Genomic DNA, 20283 nt, shown 5'->3' on the forward strand with positions numbered 1-20283 from the left:
TATGAGTAAGCGTGTATTAATAATAGATGATGAGCAGGGTATTCGAGAAACAACTCAAGTGTGTTTAGAAATAACCGGAGATTGGGAAGTTTTTACTGCTAGTTCAGGTAAAGAAGGTTTAGTGGTCGCTGCTAGTTCACAACCTGATGTAATTCTTTTAGACGTAATGATGCCAGATATGGATGGGTTGACTACATTAAAAAAAATACAATCAAATCCAGAAATCCAGCATATTCCCGTAGTTTTTTTAACAGCAAAAGCACAACCTGCCGAACAGCGTCAATTTAGCCAGTTAAATTTAGCAGCATTAATTACTAAACCCTATGACCCATTTACTTTGTCCGACCAACTTACAGAAATAATTTTACGAAGAGTACATAAAACTTGACTCAATAATAAAAAAGGAATCCCAGTGGGGAATTCCCTTTGATTATATTCCAAGATATACTGTGCAGTAGAAACACTCGACATTTTTAGAGGGGTAATTTGGCTCTTAGTTAGAGTTAAGAGACATCCCTAACCGTCCTTTGCGTCTAACTTCTCTTTGTAAACATTGATGAAAAGAGGTGAGAATAAATTAAAATACTAGTCGATTAAGCTTGCTGATAATATTTTTCTGTGTGCAGAAACGCTTGGATATTGCATCTCTACATCTTTAAATTTACCACATATAATTCTTAACCAAGTAGTACTAAAATAGATTGAAACCTCCTTCAGCAATTAGTAACTTTAGGTACAAAATAGTTTTAATAACCTCAAAGGGGCAATTAAAAAACTTAGTACACAAGGAGAGTGCAAGGTTACTAAATGCGATGGCGCCTTCATAGGTTGTAGAATATGTTAGTTAATAGGGTAAGCGTCTTTTACATAACCCCTATTATATAAGAGGTCAAGATGGTACAGACACCTGCTAGTCCTAAAAACCAAACCTTACCAATTGAACTGCCATCATCAATTAGGCTGTACGTCACCCAAGAGCAGTTTGCAGCTATTTCAGCAGTAAACCGAGACTTGAAACTGGAAAAAACCGCACAAGGAGAGTTAATTGTGAACCCACCAACAGGTTGGGAAACTGGGGAACGCAACCTCAGTCTTACCGGACAACTGTATCGCTGGTACGAAGAAAACGAAGATTTGGGTAAAGCTTTTGACTCCTCTACTGGGTTTATTTTACCCAATAGCGCCACTCGTTCTCCCGATGCTTCTTGGGTAAGTCAACAACGGTGGGATGCACTGACTCCAGAACAAAAAGGGACTTTTGCCAATATCTGCCCTGACTTTGTTGTTGAGTTACGGTCTGGCTCAGATGGACTTGAGCCATTGCAAGCAAAGATGAAAGAATACATTGATAATGGCGCCCGATTAGGCTGGTTACTTAATCCGCAGCAACGACAAGTAGAAATTTATCGACCTGGACTAGAGGTAGAGGTGTTGCAAAATCCAACAAAGTTATCGGGTGAGGATGTGCTACCCGGTTTTGTTTTAAATATGCGTAGAGTGTGGGGTTGAAAGTGCCAGCCCTTGATGGCGCGAACTAATGCACTACTAGAGCGGCGCCCAAAAGCCGCTTCTAGTATAGATAATTAGGGGCGACTTCAAGGTATTCTTGACAATATCAGTATCAGGGTGCATCAAAATGTTATCCTCCATTTTTGAGCAATTTGTAGAAGAAAGCCCCATAAGTGTGATGGCACGAGTGTTAATGGAACGTATATTTTGCAGCGAACGGTTGGATAATATATTTGAGACACACGCGACTGCTCAGTATCAACAAGATTTACTGTTTTCAAGTCAAGTAGATTTAATGAGTTTGGTTGTATGCGGAATTCAGTGCGGCAGTCCATGCTGCTTTTAAAGCAGAAGCAATAGAAAAAATTGTAAGTACAACAGCATTATATAACAAGCTCTCTGGCATTGAATTGGGTGTAAGCCTTTATATCCTTCCTTTTCCAATATTTGCTCTCGCTTTCTTATGGATAGAAAAAGAAAACATCGAAGAAGAAAGGACTTCTCTACTGATAGATACACCAATGGGTAGTATTCCCAGTATGACTCTAGAACCTACAATTGAAGAAAACGAAGATTTAGATATGTAAATTAACAACGTTGATAGCGCATACCCGGTAACTGTGCAATTAAACCCATTAACTCAAGTTGTAATAGCGCACTAGAAACTAAACCCGGCGCCATACCAGTTTGTTGAATAATTATATCAAAAGCAGTAGAGTCCATCGAAACTGTTTCAATAACCTTTTGAAGTTCTGGTTCTAACTGAGGTAAAGCTGTTTTTACAGTTGCAGGTATAGAATCAAACTGTGGTATCGCTCCTAGCATTTTAATTAACTCATCCAGTTCGCTTGGAATTGGTGTGGCGCCTTGTGCAATCAGCTTTAAACAGCCTTGAGAATTATAATCATCTACTCTACCCGGCAGTGCATACACATCACGTCCAAACTCGTTCGCGTAGTCTGCTGTAATTAAGGCGCCAGATTTAATTGGCGCCTCCATTACCAAAACTGCACGACACAAACCAGCAATAATGCGGTTGCGACGAGGAAAATGTGTGCGGTCGGGTGGAGTTTTACTATTAAATTCGCTGACCACTATTCCTTGCTTTAGTATTTGCTGGTAAAGTTTTTGATTTTTGGCAGGGTAGACAACATCAACACCTGTACCAAAAACAGCAATAGTGCGTCCTTCTGCTTTCAATGCAGCAACATGACTTTCACTATCAATTCCCTCTGCCATACCCGAAACAACAGTAAACCCATTTTTTGCAAGCGCAGTACTAATTTGCCTAGTCCAGCGAATACCATATTCACTTGGTTGCCGTGTCCCCACAATTCCAATAAGTCCTTTTTGCCCCAAGTTTTCTTCTAGTTCAACGGCGCCGCGATAATACAAAATAGGTGGAGGACTCGCAGTTTCCATAAGTAAACGCGGGTACTCATCATCAACTAGTGTCCAGAAATTAGGATTTTCTTTGAGGTGTTGTGCCAGAAACTCTTCTGGATGATTAGTTTTATTAAAATTAGCTCGCTCTTTGCCAACTTTTTGTATCGTGTTAAAACCAAAACCTTCTACGGCGCCTAATTCACTTGACTTTACTGACCATGCAGCTTGTAAAGAACCAAAATGCTGATACAACCGTTGTAATAATACTGGCCCCACACCTGATATCTGCGACCAAGCTAACCAATACGCGCGTTCTGACAACTTCCCATCCTCAATAACTATATATAGTATTCCCAGGCGCCTGTTTTGGATTTAAAGCTCACGATTAAAATGTAACTATTTTTAACTTGGTGTTAAGTTCGCAGTTGTTAAACTAAAATAGTTTACAGCCGAATGGTGCCGGATGTAGTGCAACAGACATAATAGACACAAAACGCTCAGTGTTAAGGGTTGGAAAGTTAAGTACTTGCAGCTTCCAAAAGTATATGTAGGTACTCCTTGTTAACAAATGTCCAGAAAAGAAAATTTTTTCCGCTATTTAAAAGGATTAATAATTGTTAGCTTTTTCTCAACAAATAAACCATCTTGCATATCTTCTGAATAAAGAGTAGTTGCGCTTGTGGATAAAGCACTTGAAACAATTAAGCCATCCCAAAAAGAGAAACTATATTGAGTCCGCAAGTTACACGCATTCTCAAGTATCTCTTGATTTAGTTTTACTTCTGTGGCTCTATTATAGAAAGATTGAATAACTCTTTTAATCTGCTCATCATTAAACGCTGCTTTTCTGTACAAAACAGAACAAACCTCGTTAATAACTTGAGTGCTGACAAAAGCCTCACTATTATCAATTAAATTTATTGCTAAAGCCCGTTTTCTAATTTCATCAGTTTGGTTGGAATTTGGGTCTACCATCAAGCGATAAAGCCAAACATTTGAGTCTATAAAACAAGGTTGAGTACTCATCATTTATCGTTCATGCATCTGTTCACGAGAAATTGAACGAACACCTGGGACTTCAATAGGGTTTTGTGCCAGTTCGTCCATAATATCAACTTCTTTGGCTTTCTTCTCAGATTGCTTGTTTACAGTCACTTTCACAAAATTCGCATTTGTTAGTTCTTTTTTATACTCTTCTGGAATAAGAATTATTCCATTCTCAACTTTGGCTTGAAACTCAACAGTCAGCATATTAGCTCCTATAAATTTTTATCCATATTATACCATAGTGTATACAAATTCAACATCTACAGTAGCGTATCCGTTGGACTTTATTCACGTCTGATTGCAACCTTTGGAGGAGGAAAGAAATAATATTAATATGGTTTTTAGAACAGAGAGGAGTGAAAAACTTTGCAGTTTATGAAATTGATACTGTTGAGATTCCCACTCAAAAACTATTTGAACTTCGGTTAAATGACAGTAATCGTAGCCGAGTAATTGTTATTCTCAACCTACAAAACAAGATGAATATGACCCCAGGTGCCATTTAATTGATAGATTTGAAACAACGGAAAGCGACTTGAAGCATATGAATCAATTTGCTGGTCGCTTGCAAATTGAGTCAGGTCAGTTTTGGCAATGGGAAAAATCAAGGCAAATTAACCGTCATCAAAGAGTAGATTCAGTTCTTGTAAGAGATTTGAATGAGCTTGAGAAAAAATTAACAAATGAAAAAAAATGAGAGCGTCGATTTGCTCATGCTATTTTAATACGTTCTGTTTTTGTAGCCTATGTAAACCGAATTAAAAGGTACGGTAAACCGTATAAAATCTTGTTGTAGGACAGGCGAGACGCTTATCCTATAAGTTTTTCGATGATATCGGCTGCTTGGGTTACTCCCCCAGTGCAGCTAATGGCTTTTTGTAGTTTGACTGCGTTCTGCTTGTACTCGTTTTGCGTCAGTACTCGTTGAATAGCTTCTTTTAAAGTGGTAACGTTCAAGCGAGAGAGTGGTATTATTTCTCCGGCGCCTGTCCATTTTATACGTGCTGCAACTCCAGGCTGGTCGTCAGTTATAGGAATAGCAACCATTGGCACTCCGTAGCTAAGTGATTCTAAGGTAGTGTTCAGTCCAGCATGAGTTATATTAAGGCTGGCTTTTTGTAGTAGTTCTAGTTGAGGAGCATATTTGACTACTAAGGGATTTCCGGGTAAGTTTGAAAATGTCTCTGGTGCCTGTCCACCACCAAGAGATATTACAAGTTGAGCATCTATATCTATACAAGCTTCTGCGATAGTGTAGAAAACATCATTTAGTCGGTTTTGTAAGGTTCCCATTGAAGCATAAGTTAACGGCTTACCATTTAATTTACCGAAAGGAAATTCTATGGGTTGTCTTTCTATAGAGTTATGGAATGGGCCTGTAAAGTGAAAGTATGGTGGGAATTGTCGCGGAAACTCAAATTCTTTGATATGACGAGTAATGATAGCTCGTTTGGAGAAAATATCATTAGTTTGCTTATATATAGATAAATTCCACTGTTTACGGTATTTGTATATAACCTGCCAAACGGGTTTTGCAGCAAAATTAAATAAGCTATATGCCAAAAGTCAACCGCCCATTCTCTCAAGTAGTAATCTTTACAATCCAATTCCAATAAGTTATACAAGTATTAAATGTGAGTTGAATGTAATAATAGTTACCATGATTCTTAAATATACTGCTGGCTATATTCCGGGTAAAAAATCAGAGGGTGCGAAGTTTCATCAAATAGGACGTTTCCAGAGTAAGCAGTTACCACCCAAAGTTGACCTGCGTAAATATATGACCGACGTAGAAGAGCAGGTTGGTAACAGTTGTGTTGCTAATGCTTTTGTAGGCGCCTATGAATATCTTGCAAAACGGGCTTTGGGAGAATCTGCTAATGTAAGCCGTTTGTTTGTTTACTATAATGCGCGGTCGCTGCATGAAAGCGAAAACGAAGACCAAGGGACACAAATGGAACTAGCAATCGATGCTTTGTGCAAGTATGGAGCGTGTTCAGAAGAACTTTGGGCTAATGAGGAGGAGTTAATATTAGAGCAACCAGATGATTTAGCTTACGAACATGCAGCTAACTTTACAATTGAGGAAGCTGAGTTTGTTGAAACTGACCTTGACTTATGGCGCCATACTTTAGCAGAAGGATATCCAATTGCCTTTGCTCTCAATACATTTAATTCTTTTGATGAGGCTACAAAAAATCGGGGGCGGGTACCAATGCCCAAGTCATCTGATAATGTACGCAAAACCCACGGTTGGCACGCAATGCTGTGTGTTGGTTACTCCGATAAAGATAAGATGTTTATAGTACGCAACTCATGGGGGTCTTCTTGGGGAGATGAAGGGTACTGTTATATTCCCTACGATTATGTAATTCACAAAGACTATAACGGACACGACTCGTGGATTATAAAATCTGTTAGCGATTTAGACTTTAGCGCAGAGGTTTGGGAAGAAGATGAGTCTGTTTTTGCTGACGAAGGTTCTTTGTTGCTATTTGACTTCTATGTTACAACTTCCGACCCAGAAGGTTTTGCGACCGATTTAGAAAATCTATGTCTAAATTATGTAGAAAGCGAGGAAGAATATTACTTCGACTATGAATACGAAGAGCAAGATGATGAAAGCTTTGTTCTTAATATTCTCAACTTTGACTTGACAATTGAAGACGCAACCGAATTCCTTGAAGAGCTAGATGCGCTTTGCAATGAATACGCCATAGATGGTGATTACGACTACTGTATCGATGGTGAGGACTGCGAAGAGGAGTAGAAAGATTGGCAACGGATGATGAACGGATGTAACGGATGGTTATTTGTTAAAAACAAAATCTAATTATTTAAAGTAGCCTATCCGTTACACCTGTTGTATCCGTTGCAAAGTGTGTCGTCCATGTATATACAATTATTTCAACTCTTGGCCCCGTGCTAAAAGTTCAATTATTTCGCTACGAGTCAGGTTGTTAGCTTTTGCTATGGCATCTAAGTTTTCCCAAGCAGTATCGGTAAGTCGTATTGAACGTAAGCGTTTGGGTTCTTTGTAGTCTGGTTCAAATTTACCTGTAGCAGAACGCTTGCGTCGTGTAGATTTTTCTTTATTAGCAGAATATTTATTTTCATTTAACTTAACGTTGGCAGTAATCAAGTTAACTAAGTTATCAATCAGTCTTTGACGCTCCATTGGCATAATATCTCCACTTTGGAGCATAAATTCAATCATCACAAAATGAAATAAGGCGCCTAAAAATATACGTGCTGTTGCCTCTGGGTCTTTCAATTGTAATTCTGGATGAAACTGCAAATACTGGGTAACATTATTAACAAATATTTTTTGAGTGTTACTAACTAAATACTGTGCCAGCGTAGGAAACCGACCGGACTCAGCAATTACCAAGCGTATCAAATCTAAAAGTTCTGGTGTATCACTGACACTTTTACTTAGCTGATTTAAAAAATTATTTGCCAAACCTGCCAATACAGATGCAGGTTCTCCTTGAAAAAAATATGAAGGTAAGTCCAGCACACCTGCACAGCTTGTTATTAAACGCTCAATTAAAGCGATAAATAATTTTTCCTTATCTTGAAAATGGCTATAAACAGTCGTTTTAGATACACCTGCTGCGGCTGTGACTCTATCCATCGTTGCCCCAGCAAACCCATGTGTCAAAAATTCCTGCATGGCGCCAGTAGTCCAACGCGGCATTTCCTCGGTCTCGCTTTTGAAGGTTCGACTCACCCACGTTTATTTTACGTTGCGGACGTGGAGATGGAGTTTCAGGTTGACGAGGCTACATTTTACGGCGTCTTGGGACATGACTCGTTTGCGCTGATGTTTCCCATGCAAGGTGAGAAGCACTGGAGACTTGTTGGCAACCTACCCGAATATAACGACCAAGTTGATCAAGATGTTACAAATGCGCGCGCTCGCACGCCACTATATAGTACATATAATACAAATAGTACAAATAGTACAATGTGGATACTTGTAAGCGCTGTACGTGATCACACTTCATGCCAAACACCTCAAAAAGCGATAAGCTCCCCTTAATGCCGAAGGCATATTGCATCTCAATCATAAACATGCTACTTTGAATTGTAGATACAGATTGTATATACTATTCATAATGCAGTTTGAGTGGGATGAAAACAAAAATACCCAAAATTTGAAAAAACATGGCATCAGCTTTGAGGAGGCAAGAGAAATATTTGACGGGATTATATTTACCAGTATTGACGACCGTTTTGATTATGGGGAAATTCGAGAAATCAGTATAGGAACAATACAAGGTGTAGTTATTGTCACTGTGACTCATACTGAAAGAGAAGGAATTATTCGTATTATTTCAGCAAGAAAAGCAACTCCAAAAGAAAGAAGAGAATATTATGACTATCTCAGCCAAGCGACTTAAAGAAATTGAGAGTATACCTGATGAGGATATTGATACTACTGATATTCCCGAATTAAATGAGCATTTTTGGGAGAAGGCCAAACTAATTGAACCTATCACTAAACAAGCAATTTCATTAAGAATTGACAGTGATATTTTACAATGGTTTAAAAGTCAAGGTAAAGGCTATCAGTCTTTAATAAATAGTGTATTACGTTCTTACTTTGAACATCAAAGTAAAATAAGAAATGATGGATAAATTAGAGTCATGTCAGAGACAGGCCGCTTCTGTGCGAGAAAAGCTACAAAAGGGGAGAAAGGGCGGTATGAGTCAGGAATCTGAGTTTCCTTTTGAAAGACAATCATAGCGCCCATCCCACATTCTGAATTAATTTGTTTTTTGGAAGTGAACGTAATTAGTGAAGTTTTGACTTTTCCACTGGCACTCTTCCCGCGTTAAAGTTGAGCGAATAAACCAACTGTCTCCCCTGTACTCTCCGTTTTCCCAGCACGCTTTTCTAATCTCGGCCTGCTTGGCACGAATGCACTTACTTTGCTCCTGTAGATTTTTCTGTCTTGTGCCACCGTGCCTTTTATCTCTCATCAACTCCGTGTGCAACTCCATTAAGATCACATAGGACAATACCTCGATGCAATCTTTCAGTGAACCTTTGACTATCAATATGTTGTTAGCAAAGTCATTACTACTTTTAGTAAAGGTTAAGCTTTCAGGTTTGTTTCCTGTGTCCTCCTCTTCTCCCCATACCTCCCAAGTATGGCTGTAAACAAAAATTCCTTCTCTTTTAAAAATTTTCTGCTCTGGTTCTCTAACTTCCCGCAAATCAATTTTCTTCAACATAAACACCATTCAAGCTATATCCACGCTATATTTTGACTTATCCAGTGGTTAAAAAGTGTGAACTTTCTTTAACAGTTGTATCTTGGTTTACTTTAACATTTAGCTCACCAATTGGCTGTGCAATTTAGTAGTATATAATTACTATTAACAATAAAAAATTCTAAGAACTTTAGTAATAATAAGTTTTGTTTATATTTAATTTCTGAATTTGCTTTAGGTGTCTGTTTGTTGTTAGTGGGTGCCTCGATTGTACAAATAGGTGTAAAAACAGTATACTCAACAGAGATTTGGGAAGTATTTGCAGATACCTCCCATCCCTTTGCAAGTACATCTACCATTGCCACATTTTGGGACATGAAGATATGGATAACTTAGGTGCAGTACTTATGTATTAAAAATATATCATCATGCTGTGATCAACTCAGCAATTTTAGTACGAGCTTTTGCAACTGACTCTGCTAACTTATGCCCGCCATATTCTTCGTTTTCAACATGAATAAAGGTAATATCAGTAATACCCATAAACCCAAAAACAGTAACAAGGTAAGGGTCATGATAATTCATCTTTTCATATTGCCCACCAGGTTGAAAGCCCGAATCGCCTCGTGCTTCGACGATAAACATTTTTTTACCCAGTACTAACGGCTTGAAAACATTAGCAGAATCATTCGGTTCAAATGCAACAGTTCGTCCCACTCGAACAATCTGATCAATGTAGGCCTTAAACGTACTGGGTACGCTGAAATTATACATAGGAACACCAATAACATATATATCAGCCGTTAATAATTCATCTACTAATTGATCACTGATGCTAATGGCTTTTTGTAGTTCAGGTGTATGTTGTTCAGGCGAAGAAAATGCGGCAGCAATCCAACTTTCATCAACATGGGGAACGGGATGGCGCCCAATATCGCGATAAGTAACAGTATCATTAGGATGAGCTAGCTGCCATTTTTCAACAAACTCTCTGGTCATGCGGCGAGATTGTGAGCGTGTACCGCGCGGACTGGCATCGATATGCAATAAATGTGCCATAACTGTTAACTTCCTGTTGATTTAAAACCAGCAAAATATCAATCACAATTTCAGGTTACAGAAGCCACTCACGACTGCGCTATCTAATTTCTGTGAAACTATCAAATTCTTGCGGTCAAGTTTCCAGCTACTAGGTAAAATCTTTTTGTTACTATGGCGCCTTTGAATTACGCTTAAATCATTAAAAAAACCTTTTAACTAAATCGTAAGAATATTCAATTACTGCTTCGATGTAAGAAAAATTCAACAGTTCACCTACAAAATAGGTGTTCTTTATTCCTTGCAAATTTTCTCACCGCTCGTAAAATTTATTTTCTATATCTACAATATCTACATGAGGAAAATACTTCCATTCAGCAGAAACATCTTTTTCTTTTATTGTTGCCCCTATTTTATTTAAATCTTCTATCATGATTTTTTCAATATCTTGTTCTTCTTGCCTATCATTTGCAATCACATAAAAATCATAACCTGGTTGTTGCTTTAATTCCGAAAACATTTTCCACTGCGTTATCCGAGACGAACTCAAGATTGTTATCTGGACTTCCTTTTAGGGTGTGAAAGAAAACGTATTGCCTCATCTGCGGGTAAGGGTTGCTAATTCCATCTTTTAACCCGACTTCGTATGTCTTGCGTCTCATTAAAACATTTACCCTGTATTTTCCACAGAGGCTTCTAGGGCAGAGAAAAGAGAGATTTAAAATTTGCGCCAATAATTAATAACACAATATTATGATTGTGAGTTTGCCTCAGTTATCCACTGAACAAGTTGAATAATAACACCGTTTGGGTCTTTAACCTGAAAAAATCTTTCGCCCCAAGGTTCGGTTTCTATTGGCGTTATAATTGGCGCCCCTTCTTTTTGTAATCGACTATATTCGCTATCGATGTCATCCACCACGAAGACAATTAGCAAACCATCTGCTCGATGTCCGCGCATGTGGGTTGGTTTAAAAGTTTTTAGCCCAGTTTGAAGGAAAATAAGGTTGAAACCAGCATCTTGCCTAGAGAGAGAGATAAACCCGTCGGCTGACATATCTTCATTGAATCCGAAGTGTTTCTTGACAAAGGCGCCTGATGCCGTAACATCATCCACGTTGAGTGAGATAGCTGAAGAAGTAATTTGCATTTTAAACTCCTGAGCGTGGGACAGCGAACAAAAAAGTTGTTAGTCCTCCAAAACTTCTGTATTATTACTTTCAATATTTTTAATCAAAGCAATAAGCTCACCTGGTTGAGTTAGTTAGTATACATCTTACTAATAAATTTGCCCAAAAATACTGCAACGAAGTTCTACTTTTTTTCACGTTAACCTTTTAATATAGTCTTGGTTAACGAACTTACCCCTACTAGTACAAATATGCAATCGTACAATGAACCCACAAACAATCGGTCAATAAAGCGGATATATATCTCAAATGACGCAAATTGGTACTACTGGTTAATGTAAACCAGTAGTACCTCCTCTCTCTGTGTACTCTGTGTCTCTGTGGTAAAAAAAATATATGACTGCATAGATCAAGGCGCCTGTGCTACAACTTTCCAAATTTCACGATATAACCAGTAATACTTCGCCATTTTTTAATTTATATATGGAACGGGCAAGGATGCCCATTCCACAAGAGAAAGAGTTAAATTTTTGGGAATTTTTACAATTTAACTGTTACTGTTTTGACTTCGGTGTAATGTTCTAAGCAATATTCGCCGAGTTCGCGACCCATGCCAGATTGTTTAAAACCACCAAAGGGTGCAGCGGCGTCAAATACGTGGTAGCAATTTACCCAAACTGTACCTGCGCGCACGTTGTTGGCTATTGCCAGAGCTTTGCTTATATCTTGTGTCCATACACCTGCGGCAAGTCCATACATTGTAGTATTGGCGAGGTGAATTGCTTCATCTATATCTTTGAACTTAATGATACTCATCACTGGTACAAAGATTTCTTCTTGGGCTATTTTCATTTCGTTTTGCACGTTTGCAAAAACTGTGGGTTCAATGAAAAATCCACGCTCACCAACTCGATGTCCTCCGCATAGCATTTGGGCACCTTCTTGCATTCCAGTTTCGATGTAGCCCATCACTTTGTTAAACTGGTCTTGGTCTACTTGCGGTCCTTGCTGAGTTTTAGGGTCGAAGGGGTCGCCAACTGTACGTTGCTTTGCTCGTTCAACACTTTTAGCAACGAATTCGTCGTAACATTTCTCTTCTACAAATAGCCGTGAACCTGCATTACAGCACTGACCCTGATTAAAAAATAAACTATTGTGGGCGCTTGGTAAGAGTTCTGAAAGTGTTGCCCAATTTATGGCGCCGAACTTTTCAGAGTCCACACAGTTACAAACCTTTGTCGTACCAAATGGTGGACAATACACTCAATGCAGAACGCGCGCACACCAATACATTTTAATGCTGTTCGACAATGGTCTGACCGTTATGTTGGAACTGGCGCCAAAGCAGTGCCAGAAAATACTAATGGTAAATTCTTAGGTTTAGTAACTTTAGCATTGTTAGCATACGTAAAATTCTTTTCTAAGAATTCCGTAGCTCCCGTAGCTCCTGCCTGAAGGGGCACCTTCCCGCATCCCTGCCTCAATGTAGCCCATCACCTTATTAAACTGGTCTTGGTCTACTTAATTTTTTATATTTTCTTCATAAATAAATAATAGTGTTATCATGCCAAGGCAGAAAGCATGACTTGCATCTCTTTATACTTTTTCTTGTAGCAGATAAAAGCTCTCTGCCCTTTGCCATACCGGGAGTAAAAATATCAGGAAGGCATAAGCGATTGCTGCATGTGGTTATTAATAATACATAAATAGGCAATAACCACAGTTAGAAGAATCTTCATAATATTGATAAAGTGCATAGAAATTCTACCCGACTTTTTCACTATTGGAACTTAAGCTTAAACATACGAGCTTTTACAGAAGTTCATAATTCAACTAGATACTCAGTTTTGCTTAGTGAAATAAAGTATCAACTAAATAGTTAAATATTTTGTTGGGGGGACAGAAATGACTTTGCACAATTTAGATGAATATTACTCTGATTATTGTGACGAAACATTGTCTTGTTTTGATGTTAAAAATTTTTATGTTCATACTAAGGATGAGTTAATTAGTGTTGTTACTAATATATTAGTTGATGGAAATAATGGTCGTTTCCGTTATTTTGTTATTGATAAGGGCTTTTGGCTTTTTAGAACTAAAGTATTGTTGCCAGTTGGATTGGCTAGTGTGGACTATGACAATAAATGTATATCTGTTCCTGGGTTGACTAAAGAGCAATTTAACAATTTACCTGAGTTTCAAGAAGATTTTATAATTGATAATGATTATGAAGAGCAAGTCAGGGATGTTTACCGTCCGTTAGTGACAGTTACAGATTTACATCCTTTTTACCGCGCGGCTACTTATAATTATATGCTGGAGCCATACTTTTATGAAGTAAGCGACCGTAATCTCAAAATGTATGAAGAACACTTAATGAGTAGGAAAAACATTTTTTGGCGTAATACAATTATCAGAAGGCAAAAGTATGCTTGTTTGAGGGCTTTTATGGAAACTGCATAGTGTTATTTTCATAAAATTGCTACTTAGATTATAAGTTTACAGACTTTGATACAATGCTGCTGCTACCTGAGCAGCTAGCTTCTGAGAATTAAAGGGTTTAGCAATTATACCTTTTACTCCTAATTCAGCAACTAAATGCTTGTCAGCAGTGCGTCCTTTAGCTGTTAGTAAAATTACAGGGATATGTTGAGTTACTGGATTTTCTTTAAGTTTTTGACATGTATCATATCCGTCCATTTCAGGCATCATTACATCTAAGAGGATGGCATCTGGTTGAGTAGTTTGAGCAAAAAGTAATCCTTCATTACCACTCTTAGCCGTCAGAACTTGCCAACCACCCATTATTTCCAAACAGGTCTGGATTAATTTACGGATGTCCGAATCGTCGTCAATAACTAAGATTTGCTTGGCTGTCATTGTTAAATAATTTTGTAATGATTCTGTTAGCATTGAATAATATCTACATAATACAGTCTTGATATGTTAAGCTTTACTTTTATTAAGCTTATCTTTAAAAAGTGGAAAATTGGTGTAGAAATTAAGTGATAATTCCCCTGAAGTCACCACCTTGAGGATGCAAAAGTTAAGACGCTCTCTACTAAAAAGTTACAATGTTGCTGTAATAGCGGTTGTATTGGCTCTAATGCTTACACAGCTATTATGGCAAGTGCATAATTTGACGATTTACCCATTATTTTTTGCTGCTGTCATGGTTAGTTCGTGGTACGGTGGCTTCAAACCAGGGTTACTGGCAACTATTTTATCAACATTTGTGTGCGCTTATTTCTATTTGCCTCTAATTTCTACTTTGGCTGTTCATAATAACGCTCTAGTGGGTTTAGTTCAGTTTGTACTAGTTTCTTTGCTGATTTGCGCGCTTAACTCAATGTTGCGCTCTGCCAAAGCTCTAGCTCAAATTAATGCACTTTCTTCACAGCAAAATTACGAGCGTTTGCTACAAAGCCAAATAAAATTACGCACCTCCGAAGAACGTTACCGTTTGTTTGTTGAAGGAGTAAAGGAATACGCTATTTTCATGATGGATATAAATGGTTTAATTACTGATTGGAACAAAGGAGCAGAAAGAATTTTAGGCTATCAAGAAGCGGAAATTATAGGTAAGCATTTTTCATGTATTTTTTTACCTCAAGATATTGCACGAGGTAAACCTGAGTCAGCATTAAATACTGCTGTAACTGATGGTATGTCATCATATAATCGTTGGCATCTTTGTAAAGATGGCGCCAAGTTTTGGGGTTCAGGGGTTGTTATCCCTTTAAAAGATGAAACTCAAGATGGAAAGCTGCAAGGCTTTGCTAAAATTTTGCAGGACTTAACCGAGCGTAAGCAGGCAGAGGAAGAACGCGAGCAATTATTACTTCGCGAACAAGCCGCACGTGCCTCTTCAGAAGCAGCGAATCGTTCTAAGGATGATTTCTTAGCTATGGTTTCTCATGAATTACGCACCCCAATGACCTCAATAGTTGGATGGGTTGGCATGTTGCAAACAGGTATGCTCGATGATTCAAAGCAAAAAGAGGCGATTGAAACAGTAGAACGTAATGCTAACTTACAATTACAACTAATTGAAGACCTTTTGGATATTTCACGTATTGTTAGAGGAGAACTTTCGCTATCTAAAGAAAATGTTGACTTGGTTGCAGTAATTAATGCAGCTATTGAAATTATACAATATAAATCAGATGCTAAATGTATCCAAATTAAATGTGTGTTAGATACTTCACAAGAAATTATTTGGGGTGACTTTGAACGCTTACAACAGGTTATATGTAATTTACTTTCTAACGCTATCAAATTTACACCTAATAATGGACGAGTTGAAATACGCTTATCAAATACTATCTTTGATGCTCAAATTCAAATAATCGATACGGGTTTAGGTATTAGTCCTGAATTTATGCCGTATATTTTTGAACGTTTTCGTCAAGCAGACAATACAAGTACAAGGTCAAATAAAGGATTAGGTTTAGGGTTAGCAATCTCGCATCATATAGTAGAATTACATGGTGGCACCATCCAAGCAGAAAGTCGAGGAATAGGGCGAGGAGCAACATTTACAGTCAAACTACCTTTTTCAACGGAGTAGCGTGAGGATGCTAAAAAAGCAATATTTTATATGAAAATCTTGATAGTTGAAGATGATAATTCGCTTGCTAGTGCAATTGCTGGAGTTCTTACAAAGTTGCGGTATGTAGTTGATATTGCTAACGATGGTCAATATGGTTGGCAGTTGGCGACAACTTATAATTATGACTTAATTTTATTAGATGTATTACTACCAAAATTTGATGGCATCAATATTTGTAGGCAATTACGGCGAGAGGGTTATCAAATGCCGATTTTGCTTTTAACAGCACTGGATGCTAACAACGACAAGGTAATTGGTTTAGATGCAGGGGCAGATGATTATGTCGTCAAACCCTTCGATTTTCAAGAGTTAACAGCACGCATTCGGGCTTTAGGGCGTCGAGGAACTTCATCCTTACCTCCTATTTTAGAATGGGGAAGTTTGCAACTTGACCCTAGTAGTTGTGAAGTTACCTATGCAAATCAAGTGCTGTATCTAACAGCTAAAGAGTTTAGCATTTTAGAGTTTTTTTTACGTAACAAGCAACGTATCTTCAACCGCAGTGCAATTATAGATAATCTTTGGGGAACTGAAAAAGACCCACCAGAAGAAGACACTATTAAATCTCATATTAAAAGTTTACGACAAAAACTCAAGTCCTCCGGCGCCGACTATAATCTTATTGAAACGGTTTACGGAATGGGTTATCGCCTGAAACCCTTATCTGACAAAGAAACTAGTCATGCCGAGTCAGAGTCAGCACATAATAAGAAAGCTTTATTAGCAGAAATAGCCAAACAACAAAAAGCTTTTAAAGCTAAAGTAGGAGAGCGCGTTAATTTGTTAAAACAACACATTAATCTTATTTATGAAGGTAAACAAAACCCTCAACTGTGGGAAGATGCAAAACAAGAAGCTCATAAACTAGTAGGGTCGTTGGGAAGTTTTGGTTTCGCGCTCGCTTCCCAAATTGCCGAAAAAATAGATAATATATTTCAAGATGTGGCGCCAATTAACCAAGCACAGTCATTACACCTGTGTAAACTTGTGGTGGACTTGCAACGCTCATTAGAACAAACCGACATTGACACAAATAATACATTTACCTCGAACGTGCTTTTGGTAGTAAGTGATGATGAGCAAATAGCACAGCAACTGGTAGATGCAACACTTAGAATTATAGTAAATACTGCGACTATTAGCTCCGTTGTTAAAAGTGGAGTAACATCTATAGATGCCTCGGTAGTGCTAATTGACCTTGATTCAGACTATGATATAAAAGATAGCTTGAAGCTAATCGAAGAATTTTCCAATCGAACACCACCAATACCTACGTTAGTTTTAACCCAAAGAAGTAGTTTTAATCACCGTGTAGAAGTAGCGCGTGCAGGTGGACGCGGTTTCTTGAATAAGTTAATGTCGAGCGAAAAAATATTGCATTACATTACTCAAATACTGCAAAGTGTTGATATGTCGGAAGCTAAAGTCATGATTGTAAATAATGACTTAAACGTACTAAATATCATTCAAAAATTATTAAAGCCTTGGGGAAGTAAAATAAAAACTCTCCAAGACACTTGTCAGTTTTGGGATACTTTGATAGAATTTTTACCTGATGTACTTATCTTAGGTGTAAAAATGCCTGATATAGATGGGATTGAACTTTGTCAGATAGTGCGTAATGACCCTGATTTTTACTCATTACCTATCATGTTTATTGTTGATGAGTCACAAGCAGATATTTCAACGCTCTTATATAAGAAAGGCGCCGATGATTGTATTATTGCCCCTATTAAAGAAGCAGAATTAATTACTCGTATTTTAAACCGTTTTCGTGTAAATCGTCTACCATAAATTTTTTAACTATTTCGACAAATTGATTAAGATGAATTGGCTTTTGAATAAAAGCATTAAATTTATACTGTGATTTTGCGGTGATATACGCTTCATCAACACAACTGACCATTAAAACAGGAAGATGATTATAATCATTTAATCTACGAATGCAACGAAGGAGTTCACATCCGTCCATATTTGGCATCATATGATTTGTAATTACTGCATTAGGTTGGCTATTAATAATTTTATCCAATCCTAAGACTGCACTGTTTGCTATATCTACATCAAAATTGTTGAGTTCTAATATTACTTGCATCATTAAACAACTATCAGGGCAATCATCAACTATAAGAATTTTCTTGTTTATCATCTCAGTTTAAAATTTTTAATAAAACATTTTTCAATAGTCATTTTCAATTTGCTTCTCTTTTTATACTTAACACGAGTGCGAATACCTAACGATTAAAAAATCGATTCTTGCTGAAACGCAAGAATCAATCAGTTATTAGGTATTAGGTAGGGTTTGATTAGAACGATGTTTTAAGCTTATTCTTTAAAAGTGGAAAAGTCGTGGAAAAATTTTTATAAAAGAGGACTAAACAGTTTTGTTCTTTTTATTACTCTATATTATCTATATTAATTGCATAAAGTACTACTGGTTAACTTAAACCAGTAGTACTTTGCTAGAACTTGGTAGGCAACGCTTATTACTTAGCCTTTCTTACGTAATATACGGTTGAAAGCAAACTCAGCGACCTTAGTGCCTGACTCAAAGCCACCATCAGCATCCCATTGATAGTGGACACCAAGATAAATGCGGCTACGACCGTTTTCTAATGCGGCTTCAGTGAAACTGTTAAAATGACGAGATTTGTTGCCATCTTGGTCGCTTGGAGCGTTGGGGTCTTCAGTTGTGGCAGTAAAAGCAATTGCATCTTGTCCGAAGAACTGACGCATCATTGCTGCATGAGCGGCGCCAAACGTAGCATGTCCAGAAATATAGGCGGGGAAAGATGGTGAAAAGCGCGTACCATCTCGCATGGCTGAAAGCGGTTGCCAACTTGGGTCTGCCACTGTTTTAGGATTGTTGTCAGTATCAGCCAAACGTATAGCTGATTCTGGGCGCCATAACCGGATTAAGTTATTGGGATTGTTCTCTGAAGGAAACAGATACTTCACATACCAAGCAACAATAGCTGCATCAGCCATACCAATTCCAACGAGTGCAAATAGGCGGGCTGTATCAAGTAGGTTTTGTTCAACCCCTTCTTGTTTGGCGACAATTTGTGTAATATCGTAAAGCTGACCGGGTGGTTTATAAGTACCATCTAAATCATTTGCCCAGAAGAAAGCAATTTCCGTTTGTTCAGGAGTCCGTTCAGAGGAATTAGCTTTACCTAGTCGCTGTACTTCATTGACTTGCTCCGCATATTCTCGGCTTTTGAGCAACTGCCCGTAATTGCTGAACTTATTGACGTTCAATGCTTTTGGTAAGAAATTACCGATTTGATTTAACTGCCAACTACCGAAGGGTTTCACTTTACCCCACTGCGGTGTCACAGATGAAGATGAATCTGTCGGGCGCCAATCACCAGGAGCAAAACCAAACTTCACAGTTGGGGGTGTGTTTGCCTGTTGTGAGCCATCGTTTTCACGCTCTCGCAAAATAGCATCAGCAATTGCCTCACCAAACGCGCGTTCTTGATTGCCCATACGTAATGATTGCGTATACTCTTGTAAAAACGACTCTGGTGAGAAGCCTGCATTCATTACATTACCAGAACTGTTTGCAGCTTGAAGCTGTTGTTTAATTGTAACAATTAACACTTTACGAGCAGCATAGGCAGCACTTGTAGCAGGGTCTAAACCTCTAACCACAAGCGGTAATTTTGCAGTGGGCAGATATGATTCGTAAGGACTACCAGAAAGCAGATTAATTGCCTCAAACATCGCAATATGCATTATTGCTCCCATACGGGAAATCGGGCCAGGGGCGCCACCTAATTTACGCACAACTTCCAAGTAGATGTTATTCCATTGAATAATTACCGAATTATTCAAATAATAGAAGCAACGCTTAATATGGCTATCTAGCTTAATCAAAGCAGTCCAAGTATTAACATCAATAACACCATCGACAGTCAAACCCTGAAACGCTTGAAAGTTTTTAACAGCTTGTGCCGTCTGATTACCGAAGATACCATCAATGGCGCCGTTATACAAATTAGATTGAGACAGAGCTATTTGTACAGCTTGAACAGCATCGGAAGAACTATTAAGTTTCAAAGTAGGCAAACTAGCAGCACCATTGCAGATAAAATTCCAAGTAATTGCGTCAGTGATACCATTCACAGGTAAAAAACCAAGACATTGGACGAATTTAACCGCAGCTTCAGTCTGTGAACCAAAATCACCATCAACAGAAATTTCACTTATCTGGGTATTAATTGAAACAAATCTCTGATTAAGGCGTATTTGCAACTCTTTTACATCTTGCCCCTTGTTACCAACTCTCAGAGTAGGTCTAAATGTTGGACATTGAATCGCAGTTATCATATT

The 20283-nt window shown here is 38.1% G+C and carries 27 protein-coding genes; 14 read left to right on the plus strand and 13 right to left on the minus strand.

Translation table 11 applies throughout. From position 1 onward, the window contains the following. The first annotated feature begins 1 nt into the window (after nt 1). The 4 genes from DSM106972_RS36985 to DSM106972_RS54160 all read left to right on the plus strand — a co-directional run bounded on the left by DSM106972_RS36985 (nt 2) and on the right by DSM106972_RS54160 (nt 2096). Nucleotides 2–388, plus strand: a complete 387-nt coding sequence (locus tag DSM106972_RS36985; protein ID WP_127085369.1) for a response regulator — start codon at nt 2–4, stop codon at nt 386–388. 506 nt (nt 389–894) lie between these two features. Further along, nucleotides 895–1509 (plus strand): Uma2 family endonuclease, encoded by a 615-nt coding sequence (locus DSM106972_RS36990; RefSeq protein WP_127085370.1) that lies wholly within the window; start codon nt 895–897, stop codon nt 1507–1509. Nucleotides 1510–1636: 127 nt separating this feature from the next. Continuing rightward, nucleotides 1637–1855, plus strand: coding sequence for a hypothetical protein (locus DSM106972_RS36995; RefSeq protein ID WP_233787353.1), 219 nt, complete (start codon nt 1637–1639; stop codon nt 1853–1855). Then, entirely contained in the window at nt 1815–2096 is a 282-nt protein-coding gene (locus tag DSM106972_RS54160; RefSeq protein WP_233787352.1) for a hypothetical protein, read from the plus strand. Before DSM106972_RS36995 ends, DSM106972_RS54160 begins: the two co-directional genes overlap by 41 nt. Before the next feature lies 1 nt (nt 2097). On the opposite strand, the gene dprA is transcribed toward DSM106972_RS54160, so the two are convergent. The 3 genes from dprA to DSM106972_RS37010 form a co-directional block, all read right to left on the minus strand. Then, the gene (dprA, locus tag DSM106972_RS37000) at nt 2098–3216 is read right to left on the minus strand and encodes a DNA-processing protein DprA (protein ID WP_127085371.1); all 1119 of its coding nucleotides are present in this window, start codon (nt 3214–3216) and stop codon (nt 2098–2100) included. 273 nt (nt 3217–3489) lie between these two features. Beyond that, entirely contained in the window at nt 3490–3924 is a 435-nt protein-coding gene (locus DSM106972_RS37005) for a PIN domain-containing protein (RefSeq protein WP_233787351.1), read from the minus strand. Further along, nucleotides 3925–4146: a hypothetical protein gene (locus DSM106972_RS37010; protein ID WP_127085372.1), complete on the minus strand. Its 222-nt coding sequence runs from the start codon at nt 4144–4146 to the stop codon at nt 3925–3927. Between the two features lie 152 nt (nt 4147–4298). On the opposite strand from DSM106972_RS37010, the gene DSM106972_RS51740 reads away from it, so the two are divergent. Continuing rightward, a complete protein-coding gene (locus tag DSM106972_RS51740; protein WP_158632940.1) occupies nt 4299–4448 on the plus strand; it encodes a hypothetical protein in 150 nt (49 codons plus the stop codon). Between the two features lie 38 nt (nt 4449–4486). After that, nucleotides 4487–4639, plus strand: a complete 153-nt coding sequence (locus tag DSM106972_RS51745) for a hypothetical protein (protein WP_158632941.1) — start codon at nt 4487–4489, stop codon at nt 4637–4639. A 113-nt stretch (nt 4640–4752) separates the two neighbouring features. On the opposite strand, the gene DSM106972_RS37015 is transcribed toward DSM106972_RS51745, so the two are convergent. After that, complete coding sequence (locus DSM106972_RS37015; RefSeq protein WP_127085373.1) at nt 4753–5505, minus strand: glycosyltransferase; 753 nt, start codon at nt 5503–5505, stop codon at nt 4753–4755. 97 nt (nt 5506–5602) lie between these two features. Here DSM106972_RS37015 and DSM106972_RS37020 point away from each other — a divergent pair, with 97 nt between their 5' ends. Then, entirely contained in the window at nt 5603–6712 is a 1110-nt protein-coding gene (locus DSM106972_RS37020; RefSeq protein WP_127085374.1) for a C1 family peptidase, read from the plus strand. Between the two features lie 132 nt (nt 6713–6844). Here the strand turns inward: DSM106972_RS37020 and DSM106972_RS37025 are convergent, their stop codons facing one another. Then, a complete protein-coding gene (locus DSM106972_RS37025) occupies nt 6845–7642 on the minus strand; it encodes a TetR/AcrR family transcriptional regulator (RefSeq protein ID WP_127085375.1) in 798 nt (265 codons plus the stop codon). Here DSM106972_RS37025 and DSM106972_RS52790 point away from each other — a divergent pair. From DSM106972_RS52790 to DSM106972_RS37040, 3 genes are all read left to right on the plus strand, one after another. Further along, nucleotides 7598–7987, plus strand: coding sequence for a hypothetical protein (locus DSM106972_RS52790; RefSeq protein ID WP_233787953.1), 390 nt, complete (start codon nt 7598–7600; stop codon nt 7985–7987). The genes DSM106972_RS37025 and DSM106972_RS52790 overlap by 45 nt on opposite strands. 76 nt (nt 7988–8063) lie before the next feature. Beyond that, nucleotides 8064–8348 (plus strand): BrnT family toxin, encoded by a 285-nt coding sequence (locus tag DSM106972_RS37035; protein WP_127085376.1) that lies wholly within the window; start codon nt 8064–8066, stop codon nt 8346–8348. Further along, nucleotides 8323–8586 carry a BrnA antitoxin family protein gene (locus tag DSM106972_RS37040; RefSeq protein WP_127085377.1) on the plus strand — a complete coding sequence of 88 codons (264 nt, stop codon included), beginning with the start codon at nt 8323–8325 and terminating at the stop codon, nt 8584–8586. Before DSM106972_RS37035 ends, DSM106972_RS37040 begins: the two co-directional genes overlap by 26 nt. Before the next feature lie 129 nt (nt 8587–8715). Here DSM106972_RS37040 and DSM106972_RS37045 read toward each other — a convergent pair whose 3' ends face one another. The 5 genes from DSM106972_RS37045 to DSM106972_RS37065 all read right to left on the minus strand — a co-directional run bounded on the left by DSM106972_RS37045 (nt 8716) and on the right by DSM106972_RS37065 (nt 12554). Next, entirely contained in the window at nt 8716–9186 is a 471-nt protein-coding gene (locus DSM106972_RS37045) for a hypothetical protein (protein ID WP_127085378.1), read from the minus strand. Between the two features lie 405 nt (nt 9187–9591). Then, nucleotides 9592–10224, minus strand: coding sequence for an FMN-dependent NADH-azoreductase (locus DSM106972_RS37050; protein WP_127085379.1), 633 nt, complete (start codon nt 10222–10224; stop codon nt 9592–9594). Nucleotides 10225–10516: 292 nt separating this feature from the next. After that, a complete protein-coding gene (locus DSM106972_RS37055) occupies nt 10517–10723 on the minus strand; it encodes a hypothetical protein (RefSeq protein ID WP_127085380.1) in 207 nt (68 codons plus the stop codon). Nucleotides 10724–10954: 231 nt separating this feature from the next. Continuing rightward, a complete protein-coding gene (locus DSM106972_RS37060) occupies nt 10955–11353 on the minus strand; it encodes a VOC family protein (protein ID WP_127085381.1) in 399 nt (132 codons plus the stop codon). Between the two features lie 520 nt (nt 11354–11873). Beyond that, nucleotides 11874–12554 (minus strand): aldehyde dehydrogenase family protein, encoded by a 681-nt coding sequence (locus DSM106972_RS37065; protein ID WP_233787350.1) that lies wholly within the window; start codon nt 12552–12554, stop codon nt 11874–11876. A gap of 45 nt (nt 12555–12599) precedes the next feature. Between DSM106972_RS37065 and DSM106972_RS37070 the strand changes: the two genes are divergently transcribed. After that, nucleotides 12600–12788: a hypothetical protein gene (locus DSM106972_RS37070; protein ID WP_127085382.1), complete on the plus strand. Its 189-nt coding sequence runs from the start codon at nt 12600–12602 to the stop codon at nt 12786–12788. A gap of 450 nt (nt 12789–13238) precedes the next feature. Next, nucleotides 13239–13796, plus strand: coding sequence for a PRC-barrel domain-containing protein (locus DSM106972_RS37075; RefSeq protein ID WP_127085383.1), 558 nt, complete (start codon nt 13239–13241; stop codon nt 13794–13796). Between the two features lie 36 nt (nt 13797–13832). On the opposite strand, the gene DSM106972_RS37080 is transcribed toward DSM106972_RS37075, so the two are convergent. Next, nucleotides 13833–14213 (minus strand): response regulator, encoded by a 381-nt coding sequence (locus DSM106972_RS37080; RefSeq protein ID WP_127085399.1) that lies wholly within the window; start codon nt 14211–14213, stop codon nt 13833–13835. 157 nt (nt 14214–14370) lie between these two features. Here DSM106972_RS37080 and DSM106972_RS37085 point away from each other — a divergent pair, with 157 nt between their 5' ends. Together DSM106972_RS37085 and DSM106972_RS37090 are read left to right on the plus strand one after the other, a co-directional pair. Further along, on the plus strand, nt 14371–15903 hold the full coding sequence (locus tag DSM106972_RS37085; RefSeq protein ID WP_127085384.1) for a PAS domain-containing sensor histidine kinase: 1533 nt from the start codon (nt 14371–14373) through the stop codon (nt 15901–15903). Between the two features lie 30 nt (nt 15904–15933). Then, complete coding sequence (locus DSM106972_RS37090; protein WP_127085385.1) at nt 15934–17739, plus strand: response regulator; 1806 nt, start codon at nt 15934–15936, stop codon at nt 17737–17739. On the opposite strand, the gene DSM106972_RS37095 is transcribed toward DSM106972_RS37090, so the two are convergent. Both DSM106972_RS37095 and DSM106972_RS37100 read right to left on the minus strand, forming a co-directional pair. After that, nucleotides 17696–18094, minus strand: coding sequence for a response regulator (locus DSM106972_RS37095; RefSeq protein ID WP_127085386.1), 399 nt, complete (start codon nt 18092–18094; stop codon nt 17696–17698). The genes DSM106972_RS37090 and DSM106972_RS37095 overlap by 44 nt on opposite strands. Before the next feature lie 341 nt (nt 18095–18435). Further along, entirely contained in the window at nt 18436–20280 is a 1845-nt protein-coding gene (locus DSM106972_RS37100; protein WP_233787349.1) for a peptidoglycan-binding protein, read from the minus strand. Nucleotides 20281–20283 lie beyond the last annotated feature (3 nt).

Source organism: Dulcicalothrix desertica PCC 7102 (assembly GCF_003991905.1).
GTDB classification, from domain to species: Bacteria; Cyanobacteriota; Cyanobacteriia; order Cyanobacteriales; family Nostocaceae; genus Dulcicalothrix; species Dulcicalothrix desertica.